This window comes from Zymobacter sp. IVIA_12111.31 C1, assembly GCF_047495495.1.
Taxonomy (GTDB): Bacteria; Pseudomonadota; Gammaproteobacteria; order Pseudomonadales; family Halomonadaceae; genus Zymobacter.
In genome coordinates this window covers 2,185,772-2,201,543 of sequence record NZ_CP179930.1, presented here as the reverse complement: position 1 = coordinate 2,201,543, position 15,772 = coordinate 2,185,772, and the positions used below count along the sequence as shown (strand labels likewise).

The window sequence follows — 15,772 nt, the reverse complement described above, 5'->3', positions numbered from 1 at the left end:
GTGCTTATCGACGTGCGCGGCCATCGTCGGAGAGCTTGCATGACTCGTTATCTGCTGATTCAAGCCACTGGAGCTGCGCGTGCTGGTCAATTGGCCACGCTGGAAGAAACGCTAACCTCGCTGGGAATGCGCTGGCAGGACGTGCAGCAGCATGTGATGGCGGGGCGCACGACGCTGATGCTGCTACTTGAGAACAGCGATGAAGTACTGTCGGCGCCGCAGCTGCAACGTCGCGTGGCCCCTGCGCTCGAACAGGCGGGGCTGGAGGGTACGGTCGAAGCGATCAGCGAAGCACAGTGGCGTGCATTGGTTTCCGATGCCTCTCGTCAGATCATGACGGTGATGGGGCCGCGTCTGACACCGGAAGCCATCGCTCAGTCCGAGCGCATGGCGCATCATCACGGCCTGACGACCGTGTCCGTTGAGCGCCGCTCGGGCCGTCGCACCTTCGAGCAGGCAGATGGGATGGGGGAGTGTGTCGAATTCGTGCTGCAAGGAGCAGCAGACATGGATGTACTGCGTCAGGAGGCATTGACGCTGGGGCAGGCATTCGGGGTGGATATCGTCTTCCAGCCTGCCGATCAGTGGCGCCATCGCCGCCGATTGATCTGCTTCGACATGGATTCGACGCTGATCAAGACTGAAGTCATCAACGAGTTGGCTGAACGTCATGGCGTGCATGATCGCGTGGCCGATATTACCGAACGCGCCATGCGCGGCGAGCTGGATTTCCGCGAGAGCTTTACCCAACGCATGGCGATGCTGGAAGGGCTAGACCAGTCAGTGCTTGAGGAGATCGCCGCTCAGCTGCCGCTGATGGACGGTGCTGAGCATCTGTTTGCTGAACTCAAGCGATTGGGGTATCGCACCGCGATCCTATCCGGCGGCTTTACCTGCTTTGCGAAGACGCTGCAGCAGCGACTGGGCATCGATGACGTCTATGCTAACGTGCTCGATATCAATGCCGAAGGTAAGGTGACGGGCAAGGTGGTCGAGCCGATCGTCGATGCGCAGTGCAAAGCCGATACGCTGCGCGCACTGGCCGAACAGCAAGGCATTACGTTAGAGCAGACGGTAGCCGTTGGGGATGGAGCCAACGACCTCAAGATGCTGGGCGTCGCAGGGCTGGGGGTGGCATGGCATGCTAAGCCAAAGGTCAAGGCACAGGCGCGTCAGGCCGTGTCAACCTTGGGGCTGGATGCCTTGCTGTATCTGCTTGGACACGATGCACAGACACTGAGCGCTTCTGCTTGACCACGGCGCTATGCCGCAGAGCAGCGCTCCTGCTCGCAGTCCGGTGGGATCAGGAGTATATTGCGGGAAGTCCATTGCTGCCGGGTGGCCACACCGCTCAGTGGCTTGGTTATAGGCCTTGATCAGTATCATCTTCTAGAGTGGTATCAGGGCTTGCCGCATGGACTCTTCGGCCGCGTCACGAACGCGGCCGCTGTGTATCTGTCAGACCCCCATCGTCTTTTCACACCCACCGTATCATCGTGCGTCATTCCGGCTATGCCAGGGTGAAGGTTGCCGTGGTAGTGGTCATTCTCAAGCGTCCGATGGTGCCCTGAGCTTCTGGAGCACGATCAATGAAAGTATATGCAAGGCGACTGATACCGCTGTTGGTCGCACTTGGCATTGCCCTCTGTCCCGTTCCCGAGGGACTGGCTTCCTATAGTTGGTATTTCTTTGCCATCTTCACCGGCTGCATCACTATGCTGATCACGGACGCTTTTCCCGGTGCCGTGTCCGGTTTGATCTGCGTATCGCTGGCCGCCGTACTGGCACCGTGGGCGCTGTTCTCTCCAGAACAGATGGCGGCACCGGGGTTCAAAGTTCACCAGCAGGCCTTTCAGTGGGCTGTCTCTGGGTTTTCTAACGCTGTGGTATGGATGATCCTTGGGGCCTTTATTCTGGCCCGAGGCTATGCTGTCACCGGTCTGGGACGGCGCATTGCGCTATGGCTGGTCAAGACGATGGGGCATCATTCCCTTTCGCTGGGCTATGCGGTCATGCTGGCGGACCTCGTGCTAGCACCAGCGACGCCTTCCAATACAGCCCGCAGCGGTGGCATCCTCTTTCCCATCATCGACAACCTTCCCCCGTTATTTGATTCCTATCCCAACAGTCCCAGTCGACGCCGTATCGGTACATACCTGATGTGGACATCACTGGCGTCATGCTGTGTCTCCTGCACGCTGTTCATGACCGCGATTTCGTCCAACCTGCTGGCCGTTGAGCGAGTCACGCACATTACGGGTATCACCATTGGCTGGAGTGAATGGTTCATTGCAGCGGCTCCCGCTGGCATTATCATGGCCCTTTTAACGCCGCTAATGGGATATGTGTTCTGTCGGCCCGAAGTGACGGCTGGTCATGAAGTGGCCGAATGGGCGCGTGAAGAACTGGGGCGGATGGGGCGTATCCGGCGTGAAGAAATCGTGTTGACGGTGTTGATCGTAGGGGCACTGCTGCTGTGGATCTTCGGCGGGCGCTATATTGAACCCGCAATGGTTGGGCTGGTCGTCGGTGCGATTATGCTGATGACGGGCATCATCTCATGGAACGATGTGCTGGAGTACAAGGCCGCCTGGAGTACGTTCTTCTGGTTCGCCATGCTGATTGCACTGGCATCAGGGCTGGATCAGGTGGGCTTTATCAGTTGGTTTGGTGAACGCTTCGGCCACTGCATCCAGAGCTGGTCGCCGCTTCAGGCCGTACTGCTGATGACGATCGTCTTCTTCGTGCTGCACTATTTCTTTGCGGGCGCCACGACGCAGGTTATTGCGCTGCTGCCCGCTTTCCTGGCGGCCGCACACTATATCCCGGGCATCGACATGCACTTCCTGATTCTGATGCTGGTACCCACTATCGGCATCATGGGCATCCTGACGCCTTATGGAACTGGCCCTAGCCCTGTGTACTTTGGCAGTGGCTATATTCCTAGCGGTCAGGGCTGGCGTCTGGGAGCCATTTTCGGTGGAATTTATCTGGTGCTGTGGCTGGTCATCGGCATGCCGTGGATCGGCTGGCTGTGCGGAGCACTCTGAACCGCAAAGCGTGAACAAATAGTCCTGTGCTGAAAGAAGCCTGTTCTCCTAGAGAGCAGGCTTCTTTTTTGTGGTCTTGAAGACAATCCTGGGGGAGTGCCGTTCGTCACACTAGTGCAGCTGCATTTACTGCATCATGCGGCAGGGCATCTTTGCGTTCTGGCGTTGTGATGGCGTCGCCAATGACGGTGCGCGTTGAATATGCACCAGCACTCAGCAAGGACACAGGGAGGGATGCGGTGCGTATCCGGTGAAGGGTCAGCAGGCAATAAAAAACCCCTCCGTCCGAAGAGGGAGGGGTTTTATGCTGCAATGCTTCAGATGATCATCACGCGTTGTCTGAAGGCGTTTGCTGCTCGGCACGACGACGCTCACGCGGATCGTTGTGCGCACGGCGGGAGCGACGTGGCAGCGCCAGCGGCTGCTCGTCGGCAGCAGGTGCTACCGATTTGTCAGCCGTTGCTTCCTGCTGGGCAGGCTGTTCACGCTTCACTTCGGCTTTCGGAGCAACAGGCTTGTCAGCTACTACTTCCGGTTTGGCCGGCTGTTCACGCTTCTCTTCAGCCTTCGGCGTTACGGGTTTGTCAGCTGCTGCTTCCGGTTTTACCGGCTGTTCGCGTTTCTCTTCAGCCTTCGGTGCAGCAGGCTTGTCAGCCACTACTTCCGGTTTTACCGGCTGCTCACGCTTTTCTTCGGCTTTCGGAGCTGCGGGTTTGTCAGCTGCTGCTTCCGGTTTTACCGGCTGCTCACGCTTCTCTTCGGCTTTCGGAGCTGCGGGTTTGTCAGCTGCTGCTTCCGGTTTTACCGGCTGCTCACGCTTCTCTTCTGCTTTCGGAGTTGCGGACTTGTCAGCTACTGCTTCCGGTTTTACCGGCTGTTCACGCTTCTCTTCGGCCTTCGGAGCTGCGGGTTTGTCAGCCGCTACTTCCGGTTTGGCCGACTGCTCGCGCTTCTCTTCGGCTTTCGGAGTTGCGGGCTTGTCAGCTACTGCTTCCGGTTTTACCGGCTGTTCGCGCTTCTCTTCAGCTTTCGGTGCAGCAGGCTTGTCAGCCACTGCTTCCGGTTTTACTGGCTGTTCGCGCTTCTCTTCACCCTTCGATGCTGCCGATTTATCAACGTGTGCCGTTTCCGGACGTGAACGACGTGAGCGAGAAGGTTTTGTTTCATCACGCTCATTACTCGCCGCAGGTTGCTGTGCATCCTGAGATACTGCTGGGGCCTTGTTCGGCTCCAGAGTGGTGGTGTCGCGACCGAACGTATGGTAACGAGGCTGAGCGTTCTCGACATGCGCTTCCGCAATGGCCGGTGCCGATTTCTCTTCTGCTGCTTTGGCAGGGGTAGGGGCAGAGGCTTTGGCGTCTTCTGCCTTGGCCGAAACCGCTTTGGTCGGCGTTACCGTGTCCTGCGTTGCTGCTGCCTCTTGGGTCTGCGGTGCAGTGCCTTCCTGCAGGCGCTGCTGTTCCGCTACGGCCTCAGGATTCAGCGCGTGCGTACGTGAACGCTGGCGCGGGTTGTTGCGTTTGCGCTTCGGTGCGCCATCGTTAGCCTTGTCCTCGGCATTGCTGCGAGGCGCCTGTGCTGCAGCACTTTCAGTGGCAGTAGCCGTGGTTTCGGACGGCTGCTCGCTGCGATTGGCACGACGGTTGTCGCGCTCCTGCGGCTGAGGCTTGTCGCCGTTCTGGGCGTTACGATTGCGGCCGCGACGATTGTCATCACCGTTCTTCGCAGGGGCATCTGCTGCTGCGCTGGAACGGTTATCGTCCTGCTCGGGGCGGTTATTGCGACGCTCCTGACGGCGACGATTGCGCTCTTCCTGACGGTTGCGGGTGTTGCGTTTAGGCTGGTCCTGATCGCTATCGCTGCGTTGGCTGTCCGCGTTGGCCTGCGGTGCCGAACGGCCGTTTTTGTCCTCACGTTGCTCGCGTGCGGGTGTCGACGACTGTGCCTGCGGGCGTTCGCGACGAGCAGGTTTGCGGGATTCGCCGCCGTTCTGCTTGTTGCTCTGCGGTTCGCGGGCCGTAGTGGCTGTGCTGTCCTTCTCCTGCTGAGAAGAAGAGTCATCGCCGCCGAGCAGGCGATTGACACTGCGCATCAGGCGGGTCAGCAGTCCCGTGGCGTGGGCATCCATCTGCGGCTGCGCGGTGCTTGGCTGGGTCAGCGTTGCAGGAGCCGGTGTCGTGTGGGCAACTGTTTTGACGACAGCTTCTTCACGAGCGATCAGCACTTCACCGTGATCGTGGGCTTCCGGCGTTTTGTACTGTGTGTCGATCTCGTAGCTGGCCTTCGGTTCCTCATCGTCCATCTGGTCATCGCGCAGGCGCTCGACCTGGAAGTGAGGCGTATCCATGTCCGGTTCGGGCAGCAGGATGACGTTGACGCTTTCGCGTTGTTCGATCTCGGCGATGGCGGCACGTTTCTCGTTGAGCAGGAACGTGGCGACAGGGACGGGCAGTACGGCACGAATTTGCGCGCTGCGGTCCTTCATGGCCTCTTCTTCGATCAGGCGCAGGACGGACAGCGACAGGGAGCGCACGTCACGGATGGTGCCCTGGCCGTTGCAGCGCGGGCAGACCACGCCGCTGGTTTCACCCAGCGATGGGCGCAGGCGCTGACGGGACATCTCCATCAGACCAAAGCGCGAGATGCGGCCGATCTGTACGCGAGCGCGATCCAGTTTGAGCGCCTCACGCATACGGTTCTCAACTTCGCGCTGGTTGCGGGCCGGCGACATGTCGATGAAGTCGATGACGACTAGACCACCGCTATCGCGTAGGCGCAGCTGGCGCGCGATCTCGTCGGCCGCTTCCAGGTTGGTCTGCAGGGCGGTTTCTTCGATATCACCGCCGCGCGTGGCGCGTGCCGAGTTGATGTCGATAGAGACCAGCGCTTCCGTAATGTCGATGACGATGGAACCGCCGGAAGGCAGTTTCACTTCACGCTGATAGGCCGTTTCGATCTGCGATTCGATCTGGAAGCGTGAGAACAGCGGCACTTCGTCCTGGTAGAGCTTGATGCGCGGCGCATAGGCCGGCATGACCTGCTGGACGAAGTTCATCGCGTCCTGATGGACGTCTTCGCTGTCGATCAGCACTTCGCCGATGTCTTGGCGCAGGTAGTCACGCATCGCACGGATGATGACGTTTGACTCGCGATAGATAAGGAATGGCGCAGGCTGCTGGGCTGCTTCGGTGATCGCTTCCCAGACTTTGACCAGATAGTTGAGGTCCCACTGCAGCTCTTCCGTGGAACGCCCAATGCCGGCCGTACGAACGATGACGCCCATTTTGTCCGGAATGGTAAGGCCGTTCATGGCATCTTTCAGCTGTGCACGATCTTCGCCCTCGATGCGGCGAGAGATACCACCAGCACGCGGGTTGTTCGGCATCAGGACCAAGAAGCGGCCCGCCAGGCTGATGAAGGTCGTGAGGGCAGCGCCCTTGTTGCCACGCTCTTCTTTGTCGACCTGAACGATGATCTCCTGACCTTCACGAATGACGTCACGGATATTAGGGCGACCGTTGCCCGGATCCTTGAGGAAGTATTCGCGGGAGATTTCTTTGAGCGGCAGAAAACCGTGGCGCTCGGCGCCAAAGTCGACGAACGCTGCTTCCAGACTGGGTTCGACGCGGGTGATGCGGGCGCGATAGATGTTAGCCTTTTTCTGTTCGCGGGCACCCGACTCAATGTCGAGGTCGTAGAGGCGTTGGCCATCTACGAGCGCAACGCGCAGCTCTTCGGGCTGGGTTGCGTTGATGAGAATCCTTTTCATGATGTCTCGCTGACTCTTTCTTCTTGGTACCAAAGTCCGGAGAGTCGGCGAACCGTGTGATGCTGCGTGCTGTGCTCAGTGCATGTAGAGCGAGTGTCCTGCGCGTCTATCTGTCGGGTTCCCTGGTGGCTGGGCGTATGTCGTATCCAGCCGGTCTAAAGGAAGTGGGACGGACATGATAGGCAGTGTAGGTCATGTTGAGTACGGGATGGCATGGCAGAACATGTTGCGGAGACGCTGTTGACGGTCTTCCGGTTCTGCTGGCAGCCATCGGACACCTGGCATTGTCGATTCGGCGACGCCGGACCCGATACGGGTATGGGTGGAACCCGTCGTATTTCGGGCAGTTCCATTGGGTGCCGTCCAGCTGATCGAATCCTGATCGAGCAGCGAGGCGGCGTATAGTGCGGACCGCGAAGTAATGGCAATGCTCCATTGCGAGGTCTTGTCAGCCTCGATCGCGGATACCGCGTCCCGATCGCCATGATGCCGGCATCGGGACAGTATCGATTGCCTGTTGGAAAATTGTTGGACCTGCATGGATTTCGCGCAGGTGCAGTCGGGAAACACACAGAACAGCATGGTCCCAAGTAGGCATCAAGGAATATACCAACAAACCTAGAAACCGGCAATTTGATAAGCATCCGTTCCTGCACTGTAGTCAAAGAAGGCGGTCAGTGTCAGAGGTGAGGCGGAACGGGCAAGGCAAATATCGGCACCTTAAGCTGCCGCTGTACGGGCTAGCCATGTTAATCTTGCCGCTATCAAAGGTCATTGCCTGTGGGCATGACGGCAAGACACGTATTCGAGGAGACATGATGACCACAGGTCGACATGCAGCACGTCCCACCCGTCCGGCGGCACCTGATGCCGCCGATGAGTCACACCGCAGTGCCGGTCGTGAAGTCCAGTGGGTCGATATCGACGAAGGGCATGACGGTCAGCGGCTCGACAACTTTCTGATCACGCATCTGAAAGGGGCACCGCGCGCCTTGGTCTACCGCATCATCCGCAAGGGCGAAGTGCGCGTTAACAAGAAACGTGCAAAAGCTGAAACCCGTCTTTCTTCTGGAGATCAGGTGCGCATTCCTCCTCTGCGTCTGGCGCCCGAGGAAGCTGTGCGCGAAGTGAGCGATAACCTTCGTGAGCTGCTGATGCGCAGTGTGATCGCCGAAACCGAAGAGTGGATGGTCGTCAACAAGCCCGCGGGGCTGGCCGTGCACGGTGGCAGCGGCGTGAAGATTGGTCTGATCGAAGCGTTGCGCCAAGTACGTACCGATCTGGGGTTCCTTGAACTGGTGCACCGACTGGACCGCGACACGTCGGGCTGTCTGCTGTTGGCCAAATCGCGCAATGCGCTGGTGTTCCTCAATGAAGCGCTCAAAGCCAAGAAGATGGATAAGCGTTATCTCGCCTTGGTAGAAGGCCGCTGGCCAGCACGTCGCGACTGGGTCAGTGCGCCGCTGGATCGTTACGATGCCGGTAACGGTGAGCGCCGCGTACGCGTCGATGACAACGGCAAGCGCTCGCGCACGCTGTTCGCCGTCCGCGAAACGTTCCCCAATGTGACACTGGTCGAGGCATCCCCTGTGACGGGGCGTACCCATCAGATTCGCGTGCACGCCGCTCATATCGGTCACGCGCTGATGGTGGATCGTAAGTACGGTACAGCTCAAGGGCAGAAGCTGGCCGCGGATATCGGGCTTGATCGGCTGTTTTTGCACGCGGCATCGTTGAGCTTTCCCGAGCCGAAAAGCGGCCGCATGGTCAATGTGAAGGCGCGCCTGGCTCCCGAGCTGGATGAAGCGCTGGACAGGCTTCGTCAGCAGCGCTGAAGCCTCGTAGCCGGTAAGAAAGAGCACCGTAAGCTGTTCCATGGCGGTGGTATCAGCAGCGTTGGTCTGTATTCAATGAAAGCGTTGGAGATGATGAGATGAGTGAACACACTTCCGAATCGTCGCGTAACGAGCAGGCGACGCTGGCGCTGCTGTTGCAGCGCATGTTGAACGAGCAGCGCCGGGCGCGGCGAGGGCGCTGGATCTGGCGCGTGTTCAAGCTGCTGATATTCATTATCGTGGTGCTCTGGCTGTGTGGCGCTCTCGGGCGCGCACTCAGCAGTGGCGACGAGGAGACGCGGCCGCACGTCGGGTTGGTGCGCATCGACGGCGTAATCTCGCCGGATGACGATGCCAACGCCGATGCGATTATCGGTGCGTTGGACGATGCGTGGGAAAATGCGCATACCGTTTCTGTCGTTCTGCTGATCAACAGTCCGGGTGGAACACCGGTTCAAGCGCAGCGGGTGTATGATGAGATCATGCGGCTGCGCAAGCTGGGCAATAAGCCGATCGACGCTGTCATCGAAGACATGGGGGCCAGCGGCGCCTACTACATTGCCTCTGCCGCCGATCACATCTATGCCTCTTCATCGAGCCTTGTCGGGTCGATCGGCGTGATCTCCGCTGGCTTTGGTTATGACGAAGCCATGAAGAAAGTGGGTATCGAGCGTCGCGTCTATACGGCGGGCAGCAACAAGGACATGCTGGATCCATTCCGCCCCGTCAGCGAGGAGCAGCGCGAGCACCTGCAAGCGGTATTGAACAGCACGCATCAGCGGTTCATCGCTGACGTGAAGGCTGGACGCGGTGATCGTCTGCATGAAACGCCGGATATGTTCTCAGGACTGGTCTGGAGTGGAGAGCAGGCGGTTGCGCTGGGGTTGGTCGATGAGCTGAAGAACATTGATGTGCTGGTGCGCGAGAAGGTTGATGACCGCACGGCTGTCGTCGACTATACCGTTGAGCAACCGCTGTTTAATCGTATGTCGAAGCGACTTGGCGTTGCGGCAATGTCTGCGCTGGGCATTGATACAGTTTCATCGTACAAACCGGTACGTGCGCAGTTGCCCTAGGCCGTGGCGTGGGCTGAGCGCGTGTCATACTCTGCCCGCCATTAGAGAGCGTGATCAAGATGAAAAGGCAGCCCTTTGTGGGCTGCCTTTTTGTTGTGCCTGTCATGTCGGTATAGGACTCATCGGTGTAGGACAGACGTGCCAGAGAACGGTGGTGACATGATGGCCGTCGAGCCGCCTGCCTTTGTGTTCACTCTCTCTAATGTTGCCCCATCATTCCCACTTATCTAACCGATGTACTTCTTCAGTAGCGCATACAGAATGGCGGCTGTCTCGATATCGACACGGCCATCGTAGCGTGCCGGTCTGAAGTGCATCTGAAAGCACACCACTAACATGGTGTAGTCGCTGGATGACAGTCCGTTGGGAACGCTATAGCCGTAGCGGGAAAACGACGTTTTCATGTCGTCGTCCGACGGCAGTCCCTCACGCTCGAAGCGCTGAGTGAACGCGGTGACATCCGCTGCGTCAGGCCATGCGCCGATTCCCGCTTCATAAAGGCGCTGCCACGGAAAGGCCGGGCCTGGATCGCGTCGGCGGGCCCAGGCGATATCGGCGTGAGCCAATACCTGACGGGCAGTGATGGTGGGGTGGCGTGACAGGATGTCTTTGCAGAGTGCAATCGTCATCTGGATCTGCTGTTCGCTGAACGGCGGAAATGTCATGGCACCATCGGTGTTGCCCGAAGCCTGATTGACGATTTCTATGCCGATCGACGTATCGTTGAGATTGGTACGGCCCTGCCATTGGCTGACCCCTGCATGCCATGCACGGCGACCTTCATCGACCAGCGCGAAGATGCGATTACCGCTGAAACCGGCCTGCAGGTAGGTCTCTTCGTCAGGGTCAGGAATGACGTAGTGAACGCTTACAGTGGCAGTGTCGCCCGCCAGATTGGCCATGCTCTGGCTGAAGTTTTCTGCCGTGTAGTGAAGGATGAGGAAGCGGATGCGCTCATCCTGTGTCGTGGTGCTGCGGTAGTGTTCGCTATCAATGGGGTAGTCGGCGATATTCACAGGGCATGCCTCGGGCAGCAAAAGAAGGATGAAAGAAGCAGACGGTGTCTGCTTCGTTTCCCATTTGACCGCCAGAGGACAAGGTGGACTTCATTTCCCGAGGTGTCACCGACGCCATCACAGTCTGTGAAACTCTGTGATCCGCAGAATCGGTAGCTTTAGGCATGTTGAGGGGAGAGTAGGTCGTAGCCCAGCGATTGCAGCATGTCGCATAGCTGGATCAGCGGCAGTCCCAGCAGTGCGTTGGGGTCGCGACCGTCGAGGGCCGTGAACAGCGTGATTCCTAAGCCTTCCATTCTGAAGCTGCCCGCGCATTCCAGCGGCTGTTCGCGCTGGAGATAGCCCTCTATCTGGGTGTCTGTGAGCGAGCGGAATTGAACATCGAACGGTTCGACCGCACTCAACAGGCGGCGCTGGCGGCCGTCATACACAGCGATACCGGTGTGAAAGCGAACGCGTTTGCCGGAACAGGCAGCAAGTTGGCGTCGGGCATTGTCGAGAGTGCCGGGCTTACCGACGGGCTGTTGGTCGAGAGCGCAGACCTGATCGGAACCAATGATGAGGTGATGGGGGTGTTGCCCTGCCAGCGCGAGTGCCTTGGCGCAGGCTAGGCGCTCTACGAGTGCGGCGGGCTGTTCGCCAGAGCGTGGCGTTTCGTCGATGTCGGGCGAGGCCTGCTGGAATGTTAGACCCAGCTGAGCAAGGCACTGGCGGCGAGCCGCGGAACTTGAGGCGAGCAGAAGCGGCGGTAGGGCAGCGGATAGAGGCATGTTAGGTAGCATCATGACGCGCGAAGCGTTGGGCGAAAAAAGGGCCTCGAGCGGTGATTGGCAGGAATGGGGTGCGCTCGTGCCGTGAAAGCCTTACAATATCATGTCCGCCGCTCGTTGTTGATGTCACCGGCGGTTACCGGGCAGAAAAGCACTCGTCTGATACGTGCAGGCGATGCATTTCTTTGACAGTTACCTCGACAGACCCTATCATTGCGCGCCTATGTCAACTACCCGAATGCCCACGCGGGTCGAACCTTATCGACTTGCGGCCAGTGCCGAGCGGCTGGAAGGCGATCTGCCGCTTGACGAGATGCCCCGTCTGGCCGATCTCATCGGTCCCCAGACAGGCACCTGCCATGCTGTTCTGACGTTTGGCATCGACGCCCAGCGTCGGCACTATATCGAAGGACAGGCTGAAGCACGGGTGATGATGCCATGTCTGCGTTGTCTGCAGCCCATGCCGGTAACGCTTGACAGTTCGATACTGCTGGGAATGGTGACAGACGAATCGCTGTCGTCTCGACTGCCTCGGGAGTACGATCCGCTGGTGGTCGGTCATGACGAACGCCTCGATCTGATCCCGGTCATTGAGGAAGAACTGCTGCTGGCGCTGCCACAGGCGATCTATCATGAAGAAGGCGAATGCGCCGTTTCTCGTGATGAGCTCAGCAGTGGCGAGCTACCTGATGAGCAGGTGACCACCAACCCGTTCAGTGCCTTGGCGGCATTGAAAGATAAACACTGACGCTTCGGGCAAGTACTGCTGCTCGAACTCTCATCCGTAGGAGATTCATCATGGCCGTTCAACAGAACCGCAAAACCCGTTCCAAACGCGGCATGCGCCGTGCTCACGATGCACTGACCACTCCGGCACTGGCCCAGGACAAAGAAACCGGTACGACTCACCGTCGTCACCACGTTGCTCCTGACGGTTTCTACCGTGGTCGCAAGGTTGTTGACGTCGACGCCTAAGGCGCGACGTAAGCAAAGCGCTTGTGCATATCGCCATTGATGCGATGGGCGGGGACTTCGGTCCCCGTGTTACTGTCCAGGGGGGGCTAGAAGCCTTGCGGCAGTGGCCTTCGCTATCGCTGACCTTCTATGGTGATTGTCACTCCATTCAGGATGTGATCCGTTCCGCGCCCCGTTGGAAAAAAACGGTGTTGGATCGCGTTCAGATGAGTGCGGCTGGTAGCCTGCCAGTCGGTACTCAGCCTCCCTCTCGTATCCTTCGCGATCGCGACATCAATGCTCCCGATGCTTCCAGTCTTCATGCCTGTATTCGTGCTGTGCGCGATGGCGAGGCCGATGCCTGTGTCAGCGCCGGACATACCGGTGAGATCATGGCCGTGGCGCGACGTGCGCTGGGCATGATTGAGGGAATGAAGCGTCCTGCCATCAGCTCTGCCGTACTGACGGACCATGGTCATCCCTGCTATGTGCTTGATCTGGGGGCTAACATCGACTGCCCGCCGAGGCATCTGGTGCAGTTCGCGCGGCTAGGGGCAGAAATGGTGCGCACGGTCGACGGCATCCAGAACCCGCGCGTTGCGCTGCTTAATATCGGTGTCGAACCCTCCAAGGGCACGCGCTGCGTGCGCGAAGCCGATGGTCTGCTGCGCGAGTTCTGTGCCACGAACGATCGCTTTCACTATCTTGGCTTCGTTGAGGGGGATCATATCTTCACTGGCGATGTCAATGTGATCGTCTGCGACGGTTTCGTCGGTAACGTGGCGCTCAAGACCAGTGAGGGATTGGCGCGCGTGCTGGGGCGCCGTCTGCAGCACACCTTCGAATTGAACTGGTGGACGCGCCTTGTCAGTATCTTGGCGCGGCCGGCCTTGTCGAGGCTGAAGGAAGAAATCGACCCAGTGCGCTACAATGGCGCAAGTTTTCTCGGGCTGACCTCTACCGTTGTCAAAAGTCACGGTGGGGCAGATGCCCGCGGTTTCTCTTATGCGATACTGCGCGCCGTCAGCGAAGTCGAACTGGGGCTGCCCGAGCGTTTAGCGCAGGGGCTTACGGCCTAGATATCGCAGACAGATTTTTTCGGAGCCGAGCTTTTTATCCGCTTGGCAGGATTCCGCCCCGTCATATGTTGAATGCGGAATCATTTGTTCATCGAATGCAACAGCATAGGTACTTGTTCATGTCCGCCACCCTCGCATTTGTCTTTCCGGGTCAAGGCTCTCAGCAGGTAGGTATGCTGCGTGAGCTGGCAGATCGTTACAGTGTCGTGCGTACCACCTTCGACGAAGCGTCTGACGCACTGGACTTCGATCTGTGGAAACTGACGCAGGAAGGCAGCGCAGAAGCGCTGAACGCCACCGCTACCACTCAGCCCGCCCTTTTGACCGCTAGCGTTGCCATCTGGCGCGTCTGGCAGGAACTCGAAGGGCCGCGTCCCGCTCTGATGGCCGGTCACAGCCTGGGCGAATACAGCGCCATGGTATGCGCTGGTGCTCTAGGATTCGCCGACGGCGTACGTCTGGTACGACTGCGTGGTGAATACATGCAGGCCGCCGTTGCCGAGGGCGACGGTGCCATGGCGGCGATCCTCGGTCTCGAAGACGCCAAGGTAGAAGCCATCTGTGCGGAAGCTGCACAAGGTGACGTCGTTGCTGCCGTCAACTATAACTCTCCAGGACAGGTCGTTATCGCAGGGGCCAAGGCTGCCGTTGATCGCGCCGTAGCCCTGTGCAGCGAAGCGGGTGCCAAGCGCGCCATCACGCTGCCAGTATCCGTCCCGTCCCACTGTGCTTTGATGAAGCCTGCTGCCGAAAAACTGGCTGCGGCAATTGATGGCATCGCACTGAAACCGACGCGCTATCCGGTGATCCAGAACGTTGATGCTGAAGCACATTCCGATGTCGAAACGCTGAAGGCTCGTCTGGTGGAACAGTTGTTCTCTCCGGTGCGTTGGTCGACATCCGTATCACGTATGGCTGATCAGGGTGTTACCACTCTGGTAGAATGCGGTCCGGGCAAGGTATTGACCGGCCTGGCCAAACGTATTGATCGTCGCCTGAAAGGCGTGGCCGTCAATGATCCGGATAGTCTAAGCGCTGCACTGACGCTGACGTCAGAAGCAGACGGCAAGGAGTGAATTCATAACATGACGCAGATTGCATTGGTTACAGGCGCCAGCCGTGGTATCGGTAAAGCCATTGCCCATCAGCTGGCTCGTCAGGGCATGACCGTCATCGGTACGGCTACCTCTGAAGCGGGTGCTGCGCGCATCGAAGAAGCGCTCAAGGCTGAAGGGTTCAGTGGTGCAGGTATGTGTTTGAACGTAACGGACAGCGCCTCCGTTGAGAAGGTCGTTGCCGAGATCAACGAACGCTTCGGCGCACCGACCGTACTGGTCAACAATGCGGGCATCACGCGTGATACGCTGCTGGCGCGCATGAAGGAAGACCAGTGGGACGACGTGCTGGACACGAATCTCAAGTCGATCTATCGCGTCAGCAAGGCGTGCCTGAAGGGCATGACCAAAGCGCGCTACGGTCGCATTATCAACATCAGCTCTGTCGTTGCCGGAATGGGTAACGCGGGGCAAACCAACTATGCTGCCGCCAAGGCGGGCATGGAAGGCTTCACGCGTGCACTGGCACGTGAAGTCGGTGTTCGTAATATCACGGTCAATGCCGTAGCACCTGGTTTCATCGCTACGGAAATGACCGATGTCTTGCCTGAAGCGCATCGCGAGGCTCTGCTGACGCAGATCCCCGTCGGTCGCCTAGGCCAGCCAGAAGAAATTGCGGGGGTCGTCGGTTTTCTGGCCAGCGACGCCGCATCCTATGTCACCGGTGAAGTAATTCAGGTAAATGGTGGCATGAACATGCGCTAACCGCTCATCGGGCCATCTTGCGTCCCCTGAGCGTCGTCTATAAACTACCGTCAGTCTTGAACCGACGAATCCGATTTCTTTAGGAGTTTACCCTCATGAGCAGCATTGAAGAGCGCGTCAAGAAAATCGTTGTTGAACAGCTGGGCGTTAAACCGGAAGAAGTTCAGAACAACTCTTCTTTCACTGAAGACCTGGGTGCTGATTCCCTCGACACCGTTGAGCTGGTAATGGCTCTGGAAGAGGAATTCGACACTGAAATTCCTGACGAAGAAGCTGAAAAGATCACTACCGTTCAGGAAGCGATCGACTACGTCAACGCTCACCAGTAATGGTGGCGGGGCAGCTTGTCGCGCTGTCATGACAGAAGTGAGAGGGTAGTCGTCGGTACTGTCTCGATCGCAAT

Annotated in this window: 13 protein-coding genes; 10 read left to right on the top strand and 3 right to left on the bottom strand. The window is 58.6% G+C overall.

Annotated features, from left to right (window positions below):
* Positions 1 to 39: 39 nt before the first annotated feature.
* Positions 40 to 1,254, top strand: a complete 1,215-nt coding sequence (serB, locus tag ACMHYW_RS09925) for a phosphoserine phosphatase SerB (protein WP_414499785.1) — start codon at positions 40 to 42, stop codon at positions 1,252 to 1,254.
* A gap of 335 nt (positions 1,255 to 1,589) precedes the next feature.
* Positions 1,590 to 3,050, top strand: a complete 1,461-nt coding sequence (locus ACMHYW_RS09920) for a DASS family sodium-coupled anion symporter (protein ID WP_414499784.1) — start codon at positions 1,590 to 1,592, stop codon at positions 3,048 to 3,050.
* A gap of 328 nt (positions 3,051 to 3,378) precedes the next feature.
* On the opposite strand, the gene rne is transcribed toward ACMHYW_RS09920, so the two are convergent.
* Positions 3,379 to 6,819, bottom strand: a complete 3,441-nt coding sequence (rne, locus tag ACMHYW_RS09915) for a ribonuclease E (RefSeq protein ID WP_414499783.1) — start codon at positions 6,817 to 6,819, stop codon at positions 3,379 to 3,381.
* Between the two features lie 818 nt (positions 6,820 to 7,637).
* Here rne and ACMHYW_RS09910 point away from each other — a divergent pair.
* Positions 7,638 to 8,654 (top strand): RluA family pseudouridine synthase, encoded by a 1,017-nt coding sequence (locus tag ACMHYW_RS09910; RefSeq protein WP_414499782.1) that lies wholly within the window; start codon positions 7,638 to 7,640, stop codon positions 8,652 to 8,654.
* Positions 8,655 to 8,752: 98 nt separating this feature from the next.
* The gene (gene sppA, locus ACMHYW_RS09905) at positions 8,753 to 9,730 is read left to right on the top strand and encodes a signal peptide peptidase SppA (protein ID WP_414499781.1); all 978 of its coding nucleotides are present in this window, start codon (positions 8,753 to 8,755) and stop codon (positions 9,728 to 9,730) included.
* A gap of 227 nt (positions 9,731 to 9,957) precedes the next feature.
* On the opposite strand, the gene ACMHYW_RS09900 is transcribed toward sppA, so the two are convergent.
* Both ACMHYW_RS09900 and ACMHYW_RS09895 read right to left on the bottom strand, forming a co-directional pair.
* Positions 9,958 to 10,746, bottom strand: a complete 789-nt coding sequence (locus tag ACMHYW_RS09900) for an N-acetylmuramoyl-L-alanine amidase (protein ID WP_414499780.1) — start codon at positions 10,744 to 10,746, stop codon at positions 9,958 to 9,960.
* A gap of 158 nt (positions 10,747 to 10,904) precedes the next feature.
* Positions 10,905 to 11,516 (bottom strand): Maf family protein, encoded by a 612-nt coding sequence (locus ACMHYW_RS09895; protein ID WP_414499779.1) that lies wholly within the window; start codon positions 11,514 to 11,516, stop codon positions 10,905 to 10,907.
* Between the two features lie 223 nt (positions 11,517 to 11,739).
* On the opposite strand from ACMHYW_RS09895, the gene ACMHYW_RS09890 reads away from it, so the two are divergent.
* The 6 genes from ACMHYW_RS09890 (at position 11,740) to acpP (ending at position 15,698) form a co-directional block, all read left to right on the top strand.
* Positions 11,740 to 12,264: a YceD family protein gene (locus tag ACMHYW_RS09890; RefSeq protein ID WP_027704687.1), complete on the top strand. Its 525-nt coding sequence runs from the start codon at positions 11,740 to 11,742 to the stop codon at positions 12,262 to 12,264.
* Positions 12,265 to 12,314: 50 nt separating this feature from the next.
* A complete protein-coding gene (rpmF, locus tag ACMHYW_RS09885; protein ID WP_027704686.1) occupies positions 12,315 to 12,491 on the top strand; it encodes a 50S ribosomal protein L32 in 177 nt (58 codons plus the stop codon).
* A gap of 23 nt (positions 12,492 to 12,514) precedes the next feature.
* Positions 12,515 to 13,549 (top strand): phosphate acyltransferase PlsX, encoded by a 1,035-nt coding sequence (gene plsX, locus ACMHYW_RS09880; protein WP_414499778.1) that lies wholly within the window; start codon positions 12,515 to 12,517, stop codon positions 13,547 to 13,549.
* Positions 13,550 to 13,668: 119 nt separating this feature from the next.
* Positions 13,669 to 14,625, top strand: a complete 957-nt coding sequence (gene fabD, locus ACMHYW_RS09875; protein ID WP_414499777.1) for an ACP S-malonyltransferase — start codon at positions 13,669 to 13,671, stop codon at positions 14,623 to 14,625.
* A 9-nt stretch (positions 14,626 to 14,634) separates the two neighbouring features.
* On the top strand, positions 14,635 to 15,369 hold the full coding sequence (fabG, locus tag ACMHYW_RS09870) for a 3-oxoacyl-ACP reductase FabG (RefSeq protein ID WP_414499776.1): 735 nt from the start codon (positions 14,635 to 14,637) through the stop codon (positions 15,367 to 15,369).
* A 95-nt stretch (positions 15,370 to 15,464) separates the two neighbouring features.
* Positions 15,465 to 15,698 carry an acyl carrier protein gene (acpP, locus tag ACMHYW_RS09865; protein WP_027704683.1) on the top strand — a complete coding sequence of 78 codons (234 nt, stop codon included), beginning with the start codon at positions 15,465 to 15,467 and terminating at the stop codon, positions 15,696 to 15,698.
* Positions 15,699 to 15,772 lie beyond the last annotated feature (74 nt).